Raw genomic sequence first — 20,533 nt, 5'->3', positions numbered from 1 at the left:
TTACAAAGAAGAAGCAAGGAGTGTTCCAGTGATGAAACGCATCTATTCGAGTCTGCTGGCTCTCACAATCATTCCGAGCCTGATCATCTCCCCGGCGGCTGCAAGCGCACCGCAAGCCACCCAAGCGGCAAGCAAAACCGTCACCTATCTGTCCGGCCAATACAAAACAAAAGGGGTCACTGCCATCGACGACTGGTCGGTGATCGGTCTGGCCGCTGTGAGTGAAAAGATCAATTCTGCCAAATGGGGCGGCACGGTCTGGGAGAGCGAATTGATCAAACGCGCCAAGGCGCTTGACCCACATAAAACCACCGATTTTGCCCGTTTTATCGTGACCGTAGTGGCGGCAGGCTACGACCCGACCAACCTCGGCGGTCAAAATCTGATCGATCGGCTCAAACGTGCCCAACTGACCAACGGCAAATTCGCCGACAGCATCGACGGACAGGGGCAAGGATTGGTCAATGCGCACATCTGGAGCATCATTGCCTGCTACGTGGCGGGTGAACAAATCCCGCGTGCCACTTTGGCAAAAGCCTGGCTCGTCTCCAAGCAGCTCAAAGACGGCGGCTACCAGTTCGACACCACAGGCAAAACAGGTGGCATCGACATGACCGCGATGGCTCTGTTGGCATTCAAGGCACTGAACATGAGCAAAAGTGATCCAGCGGTAAGCAAAGCGCTTGCTTTTCTCAAGCAAAAACAAGCAACAGACGGTGGATTCCGCGAAGGCGGGACAGGTAATACCGAGTCCGTCGCCAATGTTATCTCTGCCTGTATCGCATGGGGCGAAAATCCGCAGGCATGGGTCAAAGGCAACAGCGACCTGCTGGATAATCTTTTGACCTTCCAAAAAACGGACGGCTCCTTCAGCCACACCAAGGGCGGGGGCGGCAACCGGATAGCGACAGCACAGGCTCTGATCGGTCTGGCTGATATCAAACGCGGCACCTCCTATGTACCATGGCTGCGTGAACAGTCTGGTACAAGCAAAGTGGTCCGTCTCAGTGACTTGTCCCGCTCGTACTGGGCATACCCTGAGATCAGCTACTTGGTCAAAAACGGCTATATCACCGGGATGACACCGCGCGAGATGAAGCCCGATGCACAGGTAACCCGCGCTCAATTCGCCGCGCTTCTGTTGCGTGCGATTGGTGAGATGCCCAATACCAAGGGCAAAGGTACGTTCCGGGATGTACCAGCCTCACACTGGGCTGCAGGCACGGTGGAAAAAGCAGCTGCGCTCGGTCTGATGCAAGGCAGTGCCAGCCAGTTCCGCCCAAACAGCCCGATTACCCATGAAGAGATGGCGACGATCTCCTCCCGTGTAGCGAAGAAATACGGCTGGAAGAAGGGTTTTTCTGCCGCTTCGGTAACGGTAACATGGAGTCAAGTCAGTCCATGGGCCAAGACCGGCGTTCAAGACTTGCAGACGCGCCGCCTGCTTGGCGGGACAGCGAACAAGAAGTTCAGTCCAAAGGCGAATGTGTCGCGCGCCGAGGCGTCGGTGATGCTGTATCGTCTACTTGCTACTCGCTAGGGGTGTGTAGACACGGTACGGTAAGGCTGTGTTACTGGGCAAAAAGTGAGTAACGCATTATTTACCGGGAAATACTCGCCCATCACACCCCAAACTTTTTACCAGCACCCTAAACTTACTACGAGCACCCAGAACTTTTTACAAGAGGTGAACCCATACAATGAAGTGGAAAGAATGGCTTCTGCTCTCGCTCGCAATCATCCTGTTCGCAGGTGGAGGCTACGCTCTTTTTGAATACAGATCGGGTAAAAGCACACAGACCCAAGCGGGCAACACCGAAGCAGGCAGTGCCACATCAACTGGCAAGGGCCAGACGTCTGCTGGGAATATGCCAAAAGAGCTGCAGGCACAAATCGAGCAATGGCCTGCTGATAAGCCGTATGCGCATCTTTGGGTTACACGCGATTATGGTCATCACACCCTGTTCGCCAAGGTAGTCCCAATCGAAGCCAATGACACGGTGATGGATGTGCTCACCCGACAGGTAAAAGAGGTGAAGACCAGCTATGGCGGCGGTTTTGTCGATTCGATACTGGGGCTTGCCTCCACATATAAGCCGGGAGATGCCAGCAGCAAAAAGCAGGATTGGTTCTATTATGTCAATGGCCGGATGGCTGATGTCGGTGCGCGTGAGTACCCGATTGCAACAGGCGATGTGATCTGGTGGGACTATCATGAGTGGGGCGAGGGTACCTTTGACAGCAAATCGATTGCTGCTGCCTACCCGCATCCGTTCGTCCCGCGTGGTCAGGAACAGCCGGCACCGCTTGTGATCATGGCGGCAAAAGGCTTTGAAAAGCAGGCAGATCAGGTCGCACAGGCGATCAGCAAGGTACGCGGTCAGTCGGTAACAGCGGCAGCGTGGGACGAAAACCGCTTCCAAACCGACACAGACAGTACCGTCATCGTGGTAGGGGACAGCAAGAGCTTGGCATCGTCAGCCTTTTTGCAGGAGATCTCCCAAGACAAGGGGAGTGTGGGACTGCTCGTCGATCTGACTGCGGAAGGCATCACAAGCTATGACAGCCACGGTAAAAAGGTGAAGACCTATACAGAGCCAAATACAGGAGCGATCATCAGCGCGACCAATCCGTACAGTGGGATGCCACTCTGGATCGTCGCAGGTACAGGCGCGGAGGGTGTCGATGTGGCAGCAGAAGCGTTCCATACAAGTGAACAGCCTGCGGCACCGAAATGGTACGCACATGTCGGAGTCCTGTTCGAAGGCCACCCGTCTCAATCTGTTCGTCTGCCGGTATTGGCCGGTAACGGTACACAGCAATGAGTCTGTCGCTTGGCTTATTGATTGGCATCGCCAGCTTGTTTGCGCTGGTGCTGATCTGGTTTGAGAAAAGCAAAACGGATGAGAAAAAGCTCGCCGTCATCGCCACATTGGGTGCGGTTGCGGCGGTTGCGCGGATTCCGTTTGGCTTTTTGCCTAATGTGCAGCCCACGACCTTTCTCGTGATGCTCTCGGGGTACGTATTCGGTGTGCGTGTCGGATTTTTGGTCGGGGCGATTGCGGCTGTGCTGTCCAATATGTATTTCGGGCAGGGGCCGTGGACGCTGTGGCAGATGCTGAGCTGGGGCTTGGCAGGAGCATTCGGCGGGGGATTGGGCAAGGTAATGGAGCGAAAAGGGGAGGATACAGTCCTTCGTCCGCTCCTCGCCACCACCGCGAAAAAGTGGACGTTCGTCCTGTTCTGTGCTTTGTGGGGTTATCTGTTCGGATGGATTATGAATCTTTGGTATATTGTTTCGCAAGGGAAATATGCCAATTGGGGCACGTTTTTTGGTGCATATGTGAGCAGCTTCAGCTTTGATACGGCTCATGCGGTAGGCAATTTTGTATTTGCTTCGCTGTTTGCGGTGAGTTTTGCGCGGATTTTTGCCCGTTATCACCGGAAGCTGGTGACAACGAGAGAATCTGTGGTACAGGCGGCGGCCTTATCGTCGGTGGAGAAGCCCAGAGAGATTGCTGGAGTCAAGGAGGAGCGAGCCTTATGACCAATGTAGAGACCCGGTGGCAGAAAGTACATCCCGGCGTCGTGCTGGCCCTCATCTTGACCCATGTGATCACGGCGTTTCTGTGGGACAGTCCTGTGCTGCTCGTGGGACAGCTCGTCTTTTTGGCGGTGTGGCTTCAGATCGAAGGATGTCTTCGGCGGGTGCTTCCGTTTTTGGGAATGGGCCTTGTCTTTATGGGGATGTTTTTCTTGGTCGGCCCGCTGTTCTCAAGCAATGGCGTCACGTTTCTGTGGAAAGGTCCGCTGGTTCCCGTCATTGGACGGCTGGATTTGACGCTGGAGGAAGTGGTGTATGCCGCTCTCTCCAATCTGCGTCTGCTGGTGATGCTGTTTGGGACGATGGCGTATCAGTGGTTTGTCGATCATGACCGCTTTTTGTTCCAGTTCGCCCGCATCGCGCCACGCTTCGTGATCACCTCGGTGATGGCGATCCGGCTGTTTCCGTTTCTCGCGGGAGAGCTGCAGCGGATCACTGAGGTGGCGCGGACACGGGGGATCTATCCGAGTGCCAACCCAACCTTTAAGGAGCGGATTGCCTACGGGCAGTTTTTGCTAAAACCGTTGCTTTTGTCATCCTTGGAGGGTTCGTGGATGACGGCCGAATCGCTGTACGCCCGCGGTTTTGGCAGTGGCAGACGGAGCTTTTACCGCTCGGTTGAGATGCTGGATCATGAAAAGTTGGTGCTGTTTGTCATCGTCGGGATCTTTGGGTTGACGATGTTTGGCTGGGGGCTTGATTTTGGCAGATTCGCTACTTATCCACAGTTGATCTGGTATGACTGGGTGGGCGATTTGATGTTTTTGGCTGTACTTGCGGCGGTGTGGAGTATCCCGCTGATGTGGCTTGGCAGGAGGAATACGGATTGAGTGAATTTATACGCATAGAGAACCTGACCTATCAATATCCGGAGGCGTCAGAGCCTGCATTGACAGATGTGACCGCAGAGATCGGGCGGGGTGAATTCGTGCTGCTGCTCGGCAACAGCGGCAGTGGAAAGTCGACATTTTTACGTGCATTGAACGGACTGGTGCCGCGCTTTTACGGAGGAACGATCAGGGGCGAAGTAGAGCTGGAGGGACGGTCGTTGTCTGGCTTGAGCCAGCAGGAGATCGTGTCGAGGCTTGGCTTTCTGAACCAAGACCCGGAACGGCAGCTGCTTCTGGCAACAGTGGAGCGTGAGCTGGTGTTTGGCATGGAGAATCTGGGCAATCCACTCGCCGAGATGAAAAGCAGGCTGGCGGAGATCAGTCAGCTGTTTGGTCTGGGCCCTATTTTGCAGGAAAAGATCGTGACACTCAGTGGAGGTCAGAAGCAACGGGTGGCGCTCGCCAGTGTCCTCGCCCCTTTTCCGCAGGGCTTGCTGTTGGACGAGCCGACATCACAGCTCGACCCGATCCATGCCGAAGAGGTGCTGCATGCGCTGCGCAGGCTTAATGAAGACTGGGGGCTGACCGTGGTGCTAAGTGAGCATCGGGTGGAGCGGTGTTTTCATGTGGCCGATCGGATTCTGCTGTTTGAGGCAGGACGGCTTGTGTATAACGGGTCAAGGGATGGCTTCGTGCAGCGGGCGCAGGAGGAGAAAAAGGAGTGGCAGGCGTTCTTGCCGCCGGTGGCGAGGTATGCGCTTGGGCAGGGCTGGGGTGAGCAGGTAGTGGAAGGTGGAAGGAATTCTGTTGTTGCGCGAGTGGAGGGTGGAAGTGTAGCTACTGTCGCACGAGTCGAGGATGGAAGTGCTTCTGCTGTCCAGGGAACTACGACAGTAGCTGACGGCAAGTCGCATCGGCAAAAGATTCCACTGACAGTAAAAGACGCGCGGGCGATATTGCGTGCGGGTGGTAAACAGTGGAGTGGCGTCGATGAGACGGGGAAAACTGGAAGCGCTGTGAAGAAAGAAAGTATTACATCGGGAAATATTGTCGTAACAAAAGCAGGTGCTACGGGTGAAAAGTCAGTCACCCATAGGCTGGTTACGAAGCAGAGTGGAGCAGATCAGGAAGGGCCAAGTGAGGCTCATCCAAATCGGATTCAACCAAATCAAGCCCCTCCAAATCAAGCTCAACGAAATCAGACACAATCGAACCATCCTAACCACAATCATGCCACCCCGTCACCCACAGGCCAAACCTTCTGGAGCAAGCTCACCAGCCTTTTTACAAAAAACAAGCCCGACCACACATCACAACCGAACCAACCAATCCTCACCATCACCAAAGCCCAAGCAGGCTACGACCCACACCAGCCTATTATCCGCGATCTGACCTACACGCTCCATCAACATGACCGCATCGCACTGTTCGGCGAGAACGGAGCCGGCAAAAGCACACTGGCCAAGCTGTTGGCTGGAGTCATCACTCCCACCACCGGAACGCTGATGTGGAACAATGAACCGATTCGCCCAGACTTTTGGCAGCAGGCGTGGAGACGGATCGGCTACCTGTCGCAGAACCCGAACGATTATTTTCTGCATGACACGGTGGAGGCGGAGATTCTGTTCACGCTGACGAGGCTGGACGTGCCAAAAGAGCAGCAGGAGATAGAGCTGGTCAGCCTGCTCGACACCTTTGGACTGCTTGCCTACCGTTACCGTCATCCACACGACCTAAGCGGGGGAGAGCGTCAGCGGCTGGCCTTGGCGATCGTGCTGGCGGGCAAGCCCGACGTGCTGCTGCTGGATGAGCCGACACGCGGTCTGGATTTGGCGCAAAAAGAAAACCTGTGCCGCCTGCTACATACCTTGCCGATGAAGGCCGTGCTGATGATCACACACGACGTGGAGTTTGCTGCGACCTATGCTAACCGGGTGACGGTGCTGTTCCAAGGGCAGGTGGTGGCAGATGGTGAGCCGGATGAGGTGTTTGGTCAGTCTTTTGCCTATATGCCGCAGGTGCATAAGGTGTTTCGATGATAGAGCTCCAGAACGTGTAGAGTAACAGTATGAATGTGTGTAGGTAAATAAACAGAAAAATAAACGGGCATACAATACGATAGGCTAACAATCAGGAAATTCGTATGGATGTACAGACAACCAGAATAAAAAGTAATCAAAAAAGTGGGTGTCCCCAATGATCAGGGATACCCACTTCTTTTTTCTGCTGACCTATCTATACTTACGGACGCTCTATCGGATTCTTTTCCAGCTCACGGTAGATCTTTCCTTTGTCCACATAAGACTGGCGAATCCGTCTGAACTCCTTAAAATCATCTTCACTCAATTCACGCTTCACCTTCGCAGGGGAGCCGACGACAAGCGAGCGTGGTGGGATTTTCATGCCTGGAGGTACGAGCGCACCTGCCGCTACCATGGATTCTTCGCCGATCTCTGCACCATCCAGCACGATGGAACCCATCCCGATCAATGCGCCTTGACGCACAATGCAGCTGTGCAGAACCGCATTATGTCCGATGATTACCTCATCCTCGATGATCAGGGGGCTGTTGGGACTCTGGTGCAGGGTGCTGTTGTCTTGGACACTCACACGACGGCCAATACGTGTCGGAGCGATATCGCCGCGGATGACGGTGTTGTACCAGACTTGGCTGTCTTCGCCAATCTCGACGTCACCAGAGACCACTGAGCCGCGTGCGAGAAAGACGGATTCGTGAATGATCGGTTCTTTTCCATCAAAAGGTAATACCAGCATGTGCAGTTCCTCCTTTTTATCCAATCGGACAGCTTGCCGCAGGTGGGTTCGGGTTGAAAATGTGGAAGCGTCCTGTCTCTTTGTCAAAGTCAATCACCAGTCCCTGAATCAGCGGGATGTCGGTGATTTGATAGAAGAGGGAAAGTCCGGCGATCTCCTCACACTCATCGCGTGGGCCGCGCTCGGTCATCGTGATGTTATACGAAAAGCTGGAACAGCCGGTCGTGACCACCTGTACGCTGATGCCAAGCACGTCGGCATCCGGCTCTTGTTGGATCAGCATATGTAAGCGTGCCGCCGCCAGCGGGGTAATCGTGAGCATCTGCCACCCTCCTGTGAAGTAGGCTGTGTATGTATATGGTCAAATCTTGGCTGATGTCTTGGTCAACTCTTTCATTGTACTATAAACCAAGCGTATGTGCCTATCTTTCTCTTTTCCCATACAGCTGCTCATACCGCTCCAGCGTGATGGCATAGAGAAAATGGTCCTCCCACACCCCGTAGATATAAAGATAATTCTCCGCGAAGCCCTCACGCACGAAGCCGACGCGCTCTACTACTTTTTGCGAACCGATGTTGCGCGGCATGATGGATGCCTGAAGACGATGAAGCCCCAAGCCATACAGGGCGAACCCAGTCGCCAGCTTCACCGCTTCGGTCATATAGCCGCGACCCTGCTGTGCTTCATCCATATCATAGCCGAAGAATCCATTCTGGAATGCTCCGCGCGTAATATTGGAGATATTGAGCTTACCGATCAGCTGGCCCGTCCCTTTGGCAAAGATCCCGAACGTATACTGCTGATCATTGGTCACACGCTGGACCTGATCGACCAGATTCATCGCGGTCTCCATCGTATAGTAGTTATCGCCGCGAATCGGGGAGTATGGCTCGTGGAATCCGGCATTGCGCTTCAGATAATCGAGATAGGCAGGCGCATCCTCACGCGTCAACAGCCGCAGGGTGACGCGTTCTCCGATCAATTGGGTCTCAAACAGGCTGGTATTCTCACTCATCACGATCATCCTTTCAGTAGGGCCAGACACGCCCGTAACGCGCTCATCCGGCTCTTTTTTCCGTACGTATCTTTGTGCAAGGATATCATTATAAATCTCTCGCAATCCCGTGACAAGCACAAAATCCCATGTTTGCCAGCAGAACGCGGTTGACCCAGCTGTATCGGATGTGATAGATTAATCATTGTCAACAAGACAACAGCAAAAGATGTGGATAGTCGCTGTCGTGGTCACCCTCGTGGTGATCGACGATAGAGGAAAGTCCAGGCTCGCCCAAGCTGAGATGCTTGGAGTGTTCGTACCTGGTGCAAACCAGGGCAGTTCGGCTTCGGCTGGGCTGACGGCGTGGAAAGGGTTCTCCCTGAGACCCGAGTACGCTGAAAGTGCCACAGAAACGTAGCTCTCCTGGCGACAGGGGAGATGGAACGCGGTAAACCCTGCGAGCGAGAAACCCAAATTTGGTAGGGGAACCATCCCGAGGGAATTCAACTGAAGGGATGGATGGTGAGTCATCACCATAGATAGATGGCTATCACTCTTAGTGCGAGGGTAGGACCCGTTTGAAGCACGGGAGTACAGAACCTGGCTTATAGCATCTTTTGCTGTCACGTTTATAATCAATCACACTTGCTGATAGAAAAAACCGTCTCTTCTGATCTTCGGAAGAGGCGGTTTTTTTCGTTATGCGGCCTGCATACAATCCGATTGGTTTGGAAAATTTTGTGTACATAAATTCTCGTTTTGTGTAAAATTACACCATTAGGCCAGCGTGTAACTTTTTCGCATGCCCGTGCGTCCAAACAGATAACCCGATAGAGAGGTGCCAGCTAAGATGGAATTTACCCAAGAACAATTCGCCGCCATGATCTCTGAAAAATGCAAATTGATCCGCACCGAGGCCGGTTACACCCAAGACCGGATGGCAGAGATTGTCGGGCTCTCCAAGAAGACGCTGGTGCAGGTGGAGAAGGGACGACAGGCGCTCAACTTTACGGCGGCGGCCCTGATCGCTGTCCTGTTTCGCCGGGGGGAGATTATCCAGTCGATGTATGGGGATTCGGTGCTGGAGATCGTCGACCTGGTGTCCACGAAGACCACGTCTAAGGCATGGTACAAGACGATGGGCGGCAAGGTGTGGTGGAATGAGATGCGGAAGACAGCGCACTTTTGTCTGCAAAAGCATGTGCTGACCGGGCATTATCGGATTTTGGATCATGCGGATTATCTACACTACTACAGCATGGATGAAGAGGAGTCGTACGCGCGGCTCCAAGAGCTGGAAAAAGGGAGGGAGCAGCATGAGTAACCTGAATTTTTTGCTTCAGGAAGTGAAAAAATGGCGGGATGAGGGGGTCATCAGCGAGGAGCAGTACAACCAGATTACGGCACGCTATCCGCAGGGCAAACGGATGAGTACGCTGCCGATTCTGGCAGCTGTCCTAATCGCATTGAGCGTGCTGACCTTCATCGCGTCCAACTGGGATGGGATGTCACACGGGGCACGCCTCGGGATTATCGTGGTGTCGCTGGTCGCTTCGTATGGGGCGGCAGAATGGTTCCACAAAAAAGCGTATGAGCGCTTAGGAATCGCATTTGCCATCATTGGGGTGGCGATTTATGGCGCTGGATTTTTCCTGATCGGGCAGATGTATCATCTCTCCGCGAATCCGGCAACGGCGTTCTATCTGTGGTTCGTCGGGGCGGTGCTGGTGGCATGGCATTACCGTTCTCGTGCGCTTGCGGTGATGGCGCTTGGGATTTTTGCAGTGGCGGGGATGTATGGAATTGACAGTCGCCGTGAGACGATGGATATCGTCTTGTACTATCTGTTGTTTGCTGTAGGGATGGTGCCGCTCATCTGGAAATTCCGTTCGCGCTGGTTTACCGTGATTGCGCTGATTACGGTGCTGGGGGCGGCGATGGTGGATATCAATGATCTGGGTGAAGGATTGGCCTATCTGGCGCTGTATCTGTTGACACTCGTCTTGGCGCAGCTGCTGCCAACAACAGCGTCACCGATCCCGGGAGTCTTGCGGATGGCCGGCTATATCGGAATCATGGGGTTCTCGATGCTGATCATTTTTGCTGATGAAATACAGCCATATGCCAACATGGCAGATGTTTCTGTCTGGGTCGTGATGCTTGTTCTGATGGCTGCCTATATCTTCACGGCATTGCGCAAAAAGCAGCTCGGCAGCCTGATCGATCTGATCCCGTTTATACCGCTGATGGCCATGTATGCGGTAACGTTTATGACAAGTGAAATTGGCGTCAGACCGGATGAGTATGCCACGCGGGGGGTCTATGAGTATGCAGACCTGATCCAGCAGCTTGCTTTGTTCCTCTTTACGCTCGGGATGATCATGAGCGGCGAGCGGATGCGCGATATTTTCCGTATCAACGTGGGGGCGGTGCTGTTCGGTATCACCTGCTTTATCGCCTATGTCAACCTCGCTTGGGACTTCATGGATAAATCTTTGTTCTTCCTCATCGGCGGGGTGCTATTGCTCGTGCTCAGCTACTTCATCGAGCGCAAACGCCGCCAGTGGGTACAGGAAGCCAAGGAAGGGGGAGATCAGGTATGATGCAAAAGCTGAAAAGCATTCGTCTTTGGCTGATCGTCGCCCTACAGCTGGTCATCCTGTTCTCAATCGTCGGGAAATATCACTACATCGAGGCGAACGGGCAAGTTGTCCTGCTCAAGACCGCGCCGATTGATCCGACCGACCTGTTCTATGGGGACTACGTGATTATCGGCTATGAGATCCAAGAAATCGATAAGAAAACGGTCATCGATGACGAAATCAAGGCACTCACCAAGGGCCAAGACTATTTCGACCGCGCCACGCAAGTCTACGTCGTGCTGGAGAAAAAACAGAACCCGTGGCACGAAGCAGTCGGCATCTATCTGAACAAGCCGGAGTTGAAGCCGAACCAAGCCGTGCTAAAAGGGACTATCCAATACGTTGGGGCCACTGACGAAGCGTACTTCGTCAATTACGGCGGGATTGACCGCTATTATGTGCCGGAGAATACAGGCCGAGAGATCGAAGACAACCGCGACATGTATAATCAAGTCGAGCTTCGCACTTCCGGCAACGGTGACGCGGTAATCGTCCAGCTTCACAAGCAAACATCAAAAAAATGATTGCAATTCTTACCAACATCGTGTAAGGTAACACTCGTACGAAAAAACTACACATTCACTACTAGGGGTGCTCAAGAGCTTGAGCTGAGAATGGGAACGCGATGAAGTTCCTTAGACCCTCGGGACCTGATCTGGGTAATACCAGCGTAGGAAAGTAGATAGGCATAGACGAGAAGCTGTTTTTTGGTGGGTCAATCGTGGCAGTGAGGATTCATGGTACAGATACGGTACATGGATATCGAGCTGACTGTCCACGACGCATATAAGACGGGGATGACATAAGAGTAAGATGTCCACCTGTGATGTGAAGCCACCCAACAACCAGCTGATACGAAAAGCCGGGGTCCTTTTTCAACAAAGCGACTCCGGCTTTTTTGATTTCACTCCCGCTATGGCCTGCAACTGTGTCCCCTAGTGTGAAAACCCAAGGAGGTTCCTCACATGTCTACCATGCAACCGATCACACCTTTTCCAGCCAGCCGCAAAGTATATCTGACCGGCTCACGCGACGATATCCGCGTACCCGTACGCGAGATCTCGCTGGCACCGTCCACAGGCCGATACGGCGAAGAAGCCAATGCACCTGTGCAAGTCTATGATACCAGCGGCCCCTACACCGATCCCGGGCATCAGGTCGATATCCGACGTGGTCTGCCAGAGCTCAGAGCCGAGTGGATTCAGGAGCGCGGCGATGTAGAGGAGTACCAAGGGCGTGAAGTGAAGCCAGAGGACGAGGGGTATCAGAGCAAAAGCCTGACTGCCGAGGCCGCAGACGCATTTGCCAATCGGGAGGTATATCCGCATGTGAAGTCACGCCCACTCCGTGCCAAAGCAGGCCGCGCCGTCACCCAGATGCATTATGCCAAGCAAGGGATCATCACCCCTGAGATGGAATACATCGCAATCCGCGAAAAGCTTGACCCTGAGTTCGTCCGCGCCGAGGTAGCCGCAGGGCGGGCGATCATCCCGGTCAATATCAATCACCCTGAGAGTGAACCGATGATCATCGGACGCCATTTTCATGTTAAGATCAATGCCAACATCGGCAACTCCGCCGTCACCTCCTCGATCGAAGAAGAGGTGGAAAAAATGACGTGGGCCATCCGCTGGGGTGCTGACACGATCATGGATCTGTCCACAGGCAAAAACATCCACACCACCCGCGAATGGATTATCCGCAACTCCCCTGTTCCTGTCGGTACGGTACCGATCTATCAAGCACTGGAAAAAGTCGGCGGGAAGGCAGAGGAGCTGACATGGGAGATCTACCGTGACACCTTGATCGAGCAGTGTGAGCAGGGCGTTGACTATTTTACGATTCATGCGGGAGTGCTGCTTCGCTACATCCCGATGACTGCCAAGCGTGTGACTGGGATCGTCTCCCGGGGCGGTTCAATTCTGGCGGCATGGTGCTTGGCGCATCATCAGGAGAATTTTTTATATACGCATTTTGAGGAAATCTGCGTGCTGCTCAAGCAATACGATGTGGCGATTTCCCTTGGTGACGGTCTGCGCCCAGGCTCGATTGCCGATGCCAATGACGAGGCACAGTTCGCTGAGCTTGAGACGCTGGGAGAGCTGACTAAGATCGCATGGAAGCACGACGTCCAGGTGATGATCGAAGGCCCAGGTCACGTCCCGATGCACAAGATCAAGGAGAACGTCGACAAGCAGATGGAAATCTGCCATGAGGCTCCATTCTACACACTCGGGCCGCTGACGACCGATATCGCGCCGGGGTATGACCATATCACATCTGCGATCGGGGCGGCGATGATCGGCTGGTTCGGCACCGCGATGCTCTGCTATGTAACACCAAAAGAGCATCTGGGTCTGCCGAACAAAGAGGACGTCCGCGAAGGGGTAATCGCCTACAAAATCGCCGCCCATGCCGCCGACCTCGCCAAAGGCCACCCTGCCGCGCAAATCCGTGATGACGCTTTGTCCAAAGCACGTTTTGAATTCCGCTGGCATGATCAGTTCAATCTGTCGCTTGATCCGGAGCGGGCCATCGAGTACCACGACGAGACCTTGCCTGCTGAGGGGGCAAAAAGCGCTCACTTCTGCTCCATGTGCGGGCCGAAGTTCTGCTCGATGCGGATTACGCAGGATATCCGTGAGTATGCGGCCACGCAGGGCTTGGAGTCTGAAGAGGCGATCCAAGCTGGGATGGAGGAGAAGTCTCAGGAGTTCCGTGAAGCGGGGAGTCAGATTTACGTGAAATAGAGGGAAAATAGGGAAGTGCAATAACGATAAGCGGCAGACTTGGAACATAGCCCAAATGTTCCGGTCTGCCGCTTATTGAATGAATCAAACATGGGATAGGAAGGTTCAACGATGAACGCCTGATTCTCGTCCCGTTTCGTTTCTCGCAAACATGATTCTTTATTCGTGACAGGATGTAATCAGCCGGGCCAAAGCCTCCTCCGAATCTTCCTGCACATCTACCTTCGTCCAGAGGTTTTCGTAGAAGATGATTTTTTCTTTTTCGTTATCTAAATAATAACAATAGCCCTCGTATTCCATACCTGAGAGCTCAATGGTAGGATGTTCGTGCTTAGTTTGGCATAGATGGACCGTTCCTTTTAAGGCTTCGAAAATAGCTAGGAATCTGGGCAGAAACGCTATCTTGACAGGGACAGTTGGCGTGTAATCAAGCTGTTTTCTGCCAGAACGTCCAGTATGGCGTACGGTTATCCAGATTTCATAGTACTGATCAGCGCTGACACCGTTCTCCCTATCATTGAGGAAGTATTTGTTATATGTATTGATAATCTTTTGAATATGTTGGAAAGGTGGCAGAGCATCACCGTAGATGAGCAACACTTTTGGTTTCATCTTCATCATGCTAATCACCGGCACCGCCACCACTATTGTGTTTGAAATTCGATCGGGAATGGGATGCCAGTATTGTACAACTCCTGTCATGGTCGTCCTGCTATGCAGCTCATGGACGACTGAATATTTTTACCTATATCTTACTAGCTACTTCCATCTGCTGACAACACCAAAAACCAGCCTGTCCGATGTGAACCGCACGTCCAGTTGTTAGGTGTCTCCGACAATTGGGGTGAGTTCAATGAAGAGGAGGCTGGTTTTTGCTTAGCAGGACGAAATTCGGCTTGCCTCTATCAAAAGAAGTTCAGGCTAACTCCATCGGTTTGTTTTCGGCGACGGGGAACAACTCTTCTGGCAGCGTCGTCGGGATGGATGGTGACTCACCTGTCGAGGAGGCAGGACCAGGCAGTGGAAACTCGCGGATTGCATAGCGGATTTTGCCCGATGCAGAGGGGGCGATCTGATCTACATGCTTCACACGCAACAAAACCGATTCCCCTAAGACCTGATGAATCTCATGGACAAAAGCCGCTTCCATCTCAGGCGTATAGTCCTCGTTCGTCACCAGCTTCAGTGTGAGATGATCAGGCGAATGCTGTGTGATCTGAAACGCACGGATACCGTCCAGATTGCGCGCGATATGATTGAAGAAGTGTCCGTGCACGTAATCGCCGGATTGGGAGACAAAGGTGTCGTCGATTCGACCGTCGATATGCGTAAGTACCGGGAACGGATTGCCGCAGGGGCAGGTGGAAGAGGCAGAAACAGTGCCAGAGCCAGAGCCAGAGTCAGCAAAAGCGACCACATCGCCCAATTGATAGCGCAGTCTCGGCATCACCCGGTTATTCAGATCGGTAACAAGCAGAGCACCACGCTGCCCTGGCTCGACTGCGCGACCTGTGGCCAGATCGACGACCTCCAGATAACAGTTGGGGGAACATACATGCATCTGCCCCGCCTGACACTGATAAGAGAGGATACCGCCGTCCCGCGCACCGTATTCATTGACCACTGTTGTGGCAAATGCCTTCTCGATCAGATCCCGCTGCTTGGGGGTGAGGGTCTCGGCAGTGGAGACGACTGCTTTGAGTGTAAAGCCAAGCTTGCGGTCATTGCGCAGCATCAGTTCAGCCAGCAGGGCGAGTGCAGAGGCGTAGCCATAGAGATAAGCCGGACGGTGGCGACGAATCTGTTGGAGATAGGTATCCAGCTTTGGCTCCTGCAGGCGGTAGGCCGGGATCATCAGCCGGTTTTTCAGCCAGCGTTCCTTGAAGAGGTAGCGCTTGGACTGCAACTGATTCAGCTCAATCGGAGAACCCCAGATCATCACGGATGGGTCGCCAATCCCGATCCCATGCCAGCTAAGGCCCAGCCACCGCGCTGCCTCGTAGTGCTCGACAGTAGGACGGTCAAGGTAAAAAAGCGTCGGTTCACCAGTCGACCCGCCTGTACGGTTGGAGATCAGCCGCTCTGGATGGGCGTCACGGGACAGATAGGTATCTCGATGAGAGTTGAAATGCTCTTTGGTCAGCGGGGGAAGCTGAGCCAGCAATTCGAAGACACTGCCTGATCCAGCCTGCACAAGCTCTCGATAAGGTTGATACGCAGGTACCTGCTCGACGGCATGAGTCAGGAGCGCCCGCAGCTTTTGTTCTTGATAGGCGCGGAGCATCTCAGGAGAGAGCTTTTGGCAATGCTGCAGCTCCTTGAGATAAGCACGAATCCGATTTCCTTTATAGCGTTCCATCAACGGCCAGTACAGATGGCGGATGAAGTAGCGGTTTAGCCACACCAAAAAGACTCCCTTCTTGATTGAACCAGGATTGCTTCTTATATTATTGGCAGAAAAAGGAGGGTTAATGCGCCCGGGCTTGGCGCAACCGCTGGATCTCCTGCCATGTCAGACACAACCCCAGCCAGCTTGCCCCAAGCAGCCAGCCGCCCAGGATGTCGCTTGGATAATGCACATGCAAAAACACCCGGCTGAAGCTGATGACAACCACCATGACCAAGCAAGCTGTCACCAGCCACATACGGCCCCGCACCGTGCCAACATGCGGCCACAGAATCAACAGCAGACAACTGTACAGCACGAATGCCCCGACCGCGTGATTGCTTGGAAACCCATGACGGTTGACCACCTCCATATCCGGAAGGGGCGGACGTGGACGCAAGAAAACGAACCGGACGATTTCGTTGAACAGATAAGAGCCGAGCAAAACAGTGAGATAAAAACGCCACCAGCCCCAAGTCCCAGTCATCATCCAGCAGATCAGGAACAAGACAGGCAGGATGACGAATACGTTGGGCATCGATCCGATATAGGAGAAGACCCGCATGAGCGAGAGAAGCTCTTGTACGTGCCAGTTTTCCATAGCACCGGATATTTGCTGATCCCAGCCGGACAAGAGATCATTCCCCGTCAGGATCGAGATGATGATGAAGCCAAGCAGTGAGGACAAGGTAAAAAGACCTGCGTGTAGCAGGGGCGGGAAAAGGGGCTGCTTCTCTTTCATGGTGGGTTTCTTCTCCGTCCGTAGTCTTTGTTTTTCCAGTGTGAGCAGTTGGAGGAGGATTTAGTCAGAGCAGGAACCTAGGAACATGAAAAAACGCCCCTCGTCCGTGGTGGATAACGGATCGAGAGGGCGCTCATCTTTAGACGATCTGTACGTTATAGTCCCGCAGCCATTTATCCAGCTGCGCCAGATAAGCAAACATCTGAGGCTTGCTCATCAGCTGTCCAAACCACGGTGTACCGGAAGCCGCGGCATCGGAGTGGGCCACTTGTCGGACGTGCTCAACATCGATCAGCTGCAACAGTGGTGAACTCGGATCATCAAGCACCTGCAGCAACCAGTCGCGGGTGGCTTCTGCATAGGCCGGATTGTGCGTCTTCGGATACGGGCTTTTTTTGCGGTACAGCACGTCATCCGGGAGCACGCCTTCGAGGGCTTTGCGCAGGATACCTTTTTCGCGGCCATTGTGCATCTTCATCTCCCACGGTACATTCCAGACGTATTCGACGATCCGGTGGTCACAGAATGGGACGCGGGCTTCGAGGCTGGCGTACATACTCATACGGTCTTTGCGGTCTAAGAGGGTGTTCATGAACCAGTTGAGGTTGAGATAGAACATCTCGCGCCGCTTGGCTTCCAGCTCACTTTCACCGGCGAGCCGCGGCACTTCGGCGATCGTTTCTTGATAGCGGCGGGCGACATATTCGTCGGGTTTGAGCCAGTCTTTGGTGTCGGTATTGAGCCATTTGACCCGTTCCTCGTTTTGCCGCGCCCATGGGAAGGTGCCAGCGTAGAGTGCATCCTTTTGATGAAACCATGGATAGCCGCCGAAGATCTCATCCGCACACTCCCCGGAGAGAACCACGGTCACATCTTTTTTGATTTCACGGCAGAAGAGGTAGAGAGAAGCATCGATATCGGCCATCCCCGGTGTATCGCGGGCTGATACAGCTGTCCTCAGTGCTTCCACCAGCTCGGGGGTGTCGAACAGGATGTCGTGATGCACGGTGCCGAAATGCTCTGACACCCGCTTAATCCACGCCGCATCCGAGTCAGGCTGGAATGTGCTCGACTGGAAAAATTCATCGTTGCCTTTATAGTCGATCGAATAGGTGTGCAGCTTGCCTTTTCCTTCGCGTCGGAACAGATTGGCCGCGACAGCGGTGATCGCACTGGAGTCTAAGCCGCCTGAGAGCAGGGTGGCAATCGGCACGTCAGATACGAGCTGACGCTCAATCGCGTCGATCACCAGATCACGGATGGTGGAGACGGTGGTGTCGAAATCATCCGTATGCTCGCGGGACTCCAAGGCCCAGTACGGCTTGATCGTAAGACCGTCTGCGTCCAGCTCCAGATAGTGACCAGGGCGCAGCTCCCGCACATTGCGGAATACCCCGTGACCAGGCGTGCGGGCAGGGGAGATCATCATGATCTCGGCCAAGCCTTCACGGTCAAGCTCTGGCTTCACATCGGGGTGTGCGAGCAGGGCCTTCAGCTCCGAACCGAACATGAAGTCGTCGCCACGGTGCGAATAGAACAGCGGTTTGACCCCCATCCGGTCGCGGGCCATGAATAGCTTTTTCTCATCCGGATTCCAGATCGCGAAGGCGAAGATCCCATTCAACTTCTCCAGACAACCAGCGCCCCACTCCAGATACGCAATCAGCAGCACCTCAGTGTCTGAGTGCGAGCGGAACTGATGTCCGCGCGCCAGCAGTTCCTGGCGAATGTCCTCCGTATTATACAGCTCCCCATTATAAACCATCGTAAAAGCTGTTGACCCACGGTATCTGGTCATCGGCTGCGCTCCACCCTCCAAGTCGACGACTGCCAAGCGACGGTGACCGAGCGCGGCATGGGTATCCAGATGAACACCTGCTGCGTCAGGACCACGGTTGGTCAGCGTGTTGGTCATCGCCGTAAGAATCGGGCGCTCATGTGACAGATCTCGTCTTAGATTGACCCAACCAGTAATTCCACACATCGCTCTCCATCCTTCCATTTCCAAGCTATATTCCCTCTAGGATGATACATATGTGGAATATGACCCAGAATTGTATGTCCGATTAAAATTATCAGATTTTCAAAAAAACATTGACATAGACCTGCCAGTTGGAAAATAATAAACCCTATAATCCCAACCGAAAAACTTGGATTAAAGGATGTCAGGAAACGCGAACGCGTTTTTCATACATGTTTTCCATACTGACCCATACCAACAAGGGAGGTACCAACTGATGCAGGTCGTACTACAGAACGTCAACAAACGTTTCCAACGAGACGGCAGTCAACCATTAACCGTCTTGCAAGACATCAATCTCAACATCGAGCGCGGTGAGTTTATCTCTCTCTTAGGCCCATCCGGCTGCGGGAAATCAACCATCCTCAATATCGTGGCAGGCCTTGAGACAGCAAGCGATGGGATCGTCACCGTCAATGGTCAACCGATTAAGGGACCGGGCACCGACCGCATCGTTGTGTTTCAGGAATCAGGCTTGTTTCCATGGATGAACGTCCTCGACAACGTCACCTACGGCCTCTTGCTCAAAGGCATGAGCAAAAAAGAAGCCCATGAAAAAGCCATGGAAGGTCTGCGCATGGTGCATCTGACCCGTTTTGCCAAGTCGTTCCCACATGAGCTCTCCGGCGGGATGAAACAGCGTGTCGCGATTGCCCGTGCATTCGTGATGGACCCAGAAATCCTGCTGATGGACGAACCGTTCGCCGCACTCGATGAGCAGACACGCATGGTACTGCACGAAGAATTGCAGACCATCTGGCAAAAAACAGGAAAAACCATCATCTTCATCACACACAATATCCGCGAGGCCGTGATGCTCTCCACCCGCATCATCCTGATGGGGACACGTCCTGGTATCATAAAAAAGGAATTCACCGTTGAAGCCGCCCGACCACGCGACTTATCGGACTCTGTGCTGCGACATCTCGAAGCACGACTGCTGCAAGGATTGGAACAAGAAATGGAAAAGGTACTGAAGGAGGAAATGGGCGATGACTACTCTTATAAGAAGGGCGCTGTTCTTAGCGATCCTATGCATAATCTGGGAAGCGATATCTAAGTCCGGCTTATACCCGTCGTTTCAATTTCCGCCGTTATTCTTTTCCTCGAACGGAGAAGCAACCGTCTTCGGCACCTTGATCAACGGGCTCATCAGCGGACAGATCCTCGAAGCGACTTATCTGTCCCTGCGCCGTCTCGCTTTTGGCTTCGTCATCTCGATCACACTCGGACTTCTGATGGGTTACCTCATCGCCCGCTACAAATGGGTAGATGATACGCTGGGCTTCCTCGTGACCGCCCTGCAATCCATCCCATCCATCGTCTGGCTGCCGCTTGCGATTCTCTGGTTCAAGCTGGGTGAGGCTCCGATTCTCTTCATCGTCACCATCGGGGCGACCTGGACGATGACGGTTACATCAAGCACCGGTTTTAAGAATATCAACCCGCTTTTCCTGCGCGTCGCCCGCACGATGGGCTCCTCCGGCTTTCACCTGATGCGCACCGTCATCCTCCCCGCATCTGTCCCGCATCTGATCTCTGGTCTGCGTGTCGCTTGGGCATTCGCATGGCGCGCCCTGATGGCAGGGGAGCTCGTTGGCGGTACAGGTGGTCTTGGTCACCTGCTGGAGATGGGACGCTCGCTTCAATCGATGGACCTCGTACTTGCGATTATGATCATCATCGGTGTCGTCGGTACGATCATCGACAACCAAGTCTTCAACCGCATGGAGAAAAGCGTACAGAAAAAATGGGGCGTATCTGCCCGTATCTAAAGGAGAATTCA

The 20,533-nt window shown here is 53.6% G+C and carries 18 protein-coding genes, 1 other RNA gene and 1 riboswitch; of the genes, 12 read left to right on the top strand and 7 right to left on the bottom strand.

The annotated features are described in order from the left end of the window. The first annotated feature begins 31 nt into the window (after positions 1–31). From FGI41_RS08385 to FGI41_RS08365, 5 genes are all read left to right on the top strand, one after another. Positions 32–1,540, top strand: coding sequence for an S-layer homology domain-containing protein (locus tag FGI41_RS08385; RefSeq protein ID WP_176560186.1), 1,509 nt, complete (start codon positions 32–34; stop codon positions 1,538–1,540). 160 nt (positions 1,541–1,700) lie between these two features. Then, positions 1,701–2,825, top strand: coding sequence for a DUF4430 domain-containing protein (locus tag FGI41_RS08380; protein ID WP_139489496.1), 1,125 nt, complete (start codon positions 1,701–1,703; stop codon positions 2,823–2,825). Continuing rightward, on the top strand, positions 2,822–3,547 hold the full coding sequence (locus FGI41_RS08375) for an ECF transporter S component (RefSeq protein ID WP_139489495.1): 726 nt from the start codon (positions 2,822–2,824) through the stop codon (positions 3,545–3,547). Before FGI41_RS08380 ends, FGI41_RS08375 begins: the two co-directional genes overlap by 4 nt. Beyond that, the gene (locus FGI41_RS08370; protein WP_139489494.1) at positions 3,544–4,434 is read left to right on the top strand and encodes an energy-coupling factor transporter transmembrane component T family protein; all 891 of its coding nucleotides are present in this window, start codon (positions 3,544–3,546) and stop codon (positions 4,432–4,434) included. Before FGI41_RS08375 ends, FGI41_RS08370 begins: the two co-directional genes overlap by 4 nt. Continuing rightward, positions 4,431–6,473, top strand: a complete 2,043-nt coding sequence (locus tag FGI41_RS08365; RefSeq protein WP_139489493.1) for an ABC transporter ATP-binding protein — start codon at positions 4,431–4,433, stop codon at positions 6,471–6,473. The genes FGI41_RS08370 and FGI41_RS08365 overlap by 4 nt, the downstream gene beginning before the upstream one ends. Before the next feature lie 202 nt (positions 6,474–6,675). Here FGI41_RS08365 and FGI41_RS08360 read toward each other — a convergent pair whose 3' ends face one another. The 3 genes from FGI41_RS08360 to FGI41_RS08350 form a co-directional block, all read right to left on the bottom strand. Further along, positions 6,676–7,209, bottom strand: coding sequence for a gamma carbonic anhydrase (locus tag FGI41_RS08360; protein ID WP_139489492.1), 534 nt, complete (start codon positions 7,207–7,209; stop codon positions 6,676–6,678). Positions 7,210–7,225: 16 nt separating this feature from the next. After that, on the bottom strand, positions 7,226–7,531 hold the full coding sequence (locus tag FGI41_RS08355; protein WP_139489491.1) for a HesB/IscA family protein: 306 nt from the start codon (positions 7,529–7,531) through the stop codon (positions 7,226–7,228). A gap of 100 nt (positions 7,532–7,631) precedes the next feature. Further along, entirely contained in the window at positions 7,632–8,225 is a 594-nt protein-coding gene (locus FGI41_RS08350; RefSeq protein ID WP_139489490.1) for a GNAT family N-acetyltransferase, read from the bottom strand. Between the two features lie 206 nt (positions 8,226–8,431). Here FGI41_RS08350 and rnpB point away from each other — a divergent pair. From rnpB to thiC, 5 genes are all read left to right on the top strand, one after another. Then, positions 8,432–8,820, top strand: an RNA gene (rnpB, locus tag FGI41_RS08345) — RNase P RNA component class B. A 237-nt stretch (positions 8,821–9,057) separates the two neighbouring features. Then, on the top strand, positions 9,058–9,531 hold the full coding sequence (locus FGI41_RS08340) for a helix-turn-helix transcriptional regulator (RefSeq protein WP_255298377.1): 474 nt from the start codon (positions 9,058–9,060) through the stop codon (positions 9,529–9,531). After that, entirely contained in the window at positions 9,524–10,810 is a 1,287-nt protein-coding gene (locus tag FGI41_RS08335) for a DUF2157 domain-containing protein (RefSeq protein WP_176560185.1), read from the top strand. The genes FGI41_RS08340 and FGI41_RS08335 overlap by 8 nt, the downstream gene beginning before the upstream one ends. After that, on the top strand, positions 10,807–11,373 hold the full coding sequence (locus tag FGI41_RS08330; protein WP_139489488.1) for a GDYXXLXY domain-containing protein: 567 nt from the start codon (positions 10,807–10,809) through the stop codon (positions 11,371–11,373). Before FGI41_RS08335 ends, FGI41_RS08330 begins: the two co-directional genes overlap by 4 nt. A gap of 53 nt (positions 11,374–11,426) precedes the next feature. Beyond that, a riboswitch (TPP riboswitch) is annotated at positions 11,427–11,543 on the top strand. 271 nt (positions 11,544–11,814) lie between these two features. Continuing rightward, positions 11,815–13,599: a phosphomethylpyrimidine synthase ThiC gene (gene thiC / locus FGI41_RS08325; protein ID WP_139489487.1), complete on the top strand. Its 1,785-nt coding sequence runs from the start codon at positions 11,815–11,817 to the stop codon at positions 13,597–13,599. 159 nt (positions 13,600–13,758) lie between these two features. Here thiC and FGI41_RS08320 read toward each other — a convergent pair whose 3' ends face one another. The 4 genes from FGI41_RS08320 to asnB form a co-directional block, all read right to left on the bottom strand. Beyond that, positions 13,759–14,301 (bottom strand): hypothetical protein, encoded by a 543-nt coding sequence (locus FGI41_RS08320; protein ID WP_139489486.1) that lies wholly within the window; start codon positions 14,299–14,301, stop codon positions 13,759–13,761. Between the two features lie 214 nt (positions 14,302–14,515). Continuing rightward, positions 14,516–16,003 (bottom strand): phenylacetate--CoA ligase family protein, encoded by a 1,488-nt coding sequence (locus FGI41_RS08315; protein ID WP_255298376.1) that lies wholly within the window; start codon positions 16,001–16,003, stop codon positions 14,516–14,518. A 64-nt stretch (positions 16,004–16,067) separates the two neighbouring features. Further along, positions 16,068–16,727, bottom strand: coding sequence for a phosphatase PAP2 family protein (locus FGI41_RS08310; RefSeq protein WP_139489485.1), 660 nt, complete (start codon positions 16,725–16,727; stop codon positions 16,068–16,070). Between the two features lie 139 nt (positions 16,728–16,866). Further along, positions 16,867–18,711: an asparagine synthase (glutamine-hydrolyzing) gene (gene asnB, locus FGI41_RS08305; protein WP_139489484.1), complete on the bottom strand. Its 1,845-nt coding sequence runs from the start codon at positions 18,709–18,711 to the stop codon at positions 16,867–16,869. A 253-nt stretch (positions 18,712–18,964) separates the two neighbouring features. Between asnB and FGI41_RS08300 the strand changes: the two genes are divergently transcribed. Together FGI41_RS08300 and FGI41_RS08295 are read left to right on the top strand one after the other, a co-directional pair. Beyond that, the gene (locus FGI41_RS08300) at positions 18,965–19,807 is read left to right on the top strand and encodes an ABC transporter ATP-binding protein (RefSeq protein WP_139489483.1); all 843 of its coding nucleotides are present in this window, start codon (positions 18,965–18,967) and stop codon (positions 19,805–19,807) included. Next, positions 19,740–20,522 (top strand): ABC transporter permease, encoded by a 783-nt coding sequence (locus FGI41_RS08295; protein WP_139489482.1) that lies wholly within the window; start codon positions 19,740–19,742, stop codon positions 20,520–20,522. Before FGI41_RS08300 ends, FGI41_RS08295 begins: the two co-directional genes overlap by 68 nt. Positions 20,523–20,533: the final 11 nt, after the last annotated feature.

Origin of the sequence: Brevibacillus dissolubilis (assembly GCF_006170445.1) — a bacterium.
GTDB lineage: Bacteria > Bacillota > Bacilli > Brevibacillales > Brevibacillaceae > Brevibacillus_B > Brevibacillus_B dissolubilis.
This window is presented reverse-complemented; position numbering and strand designations above follow the sequence as displayed.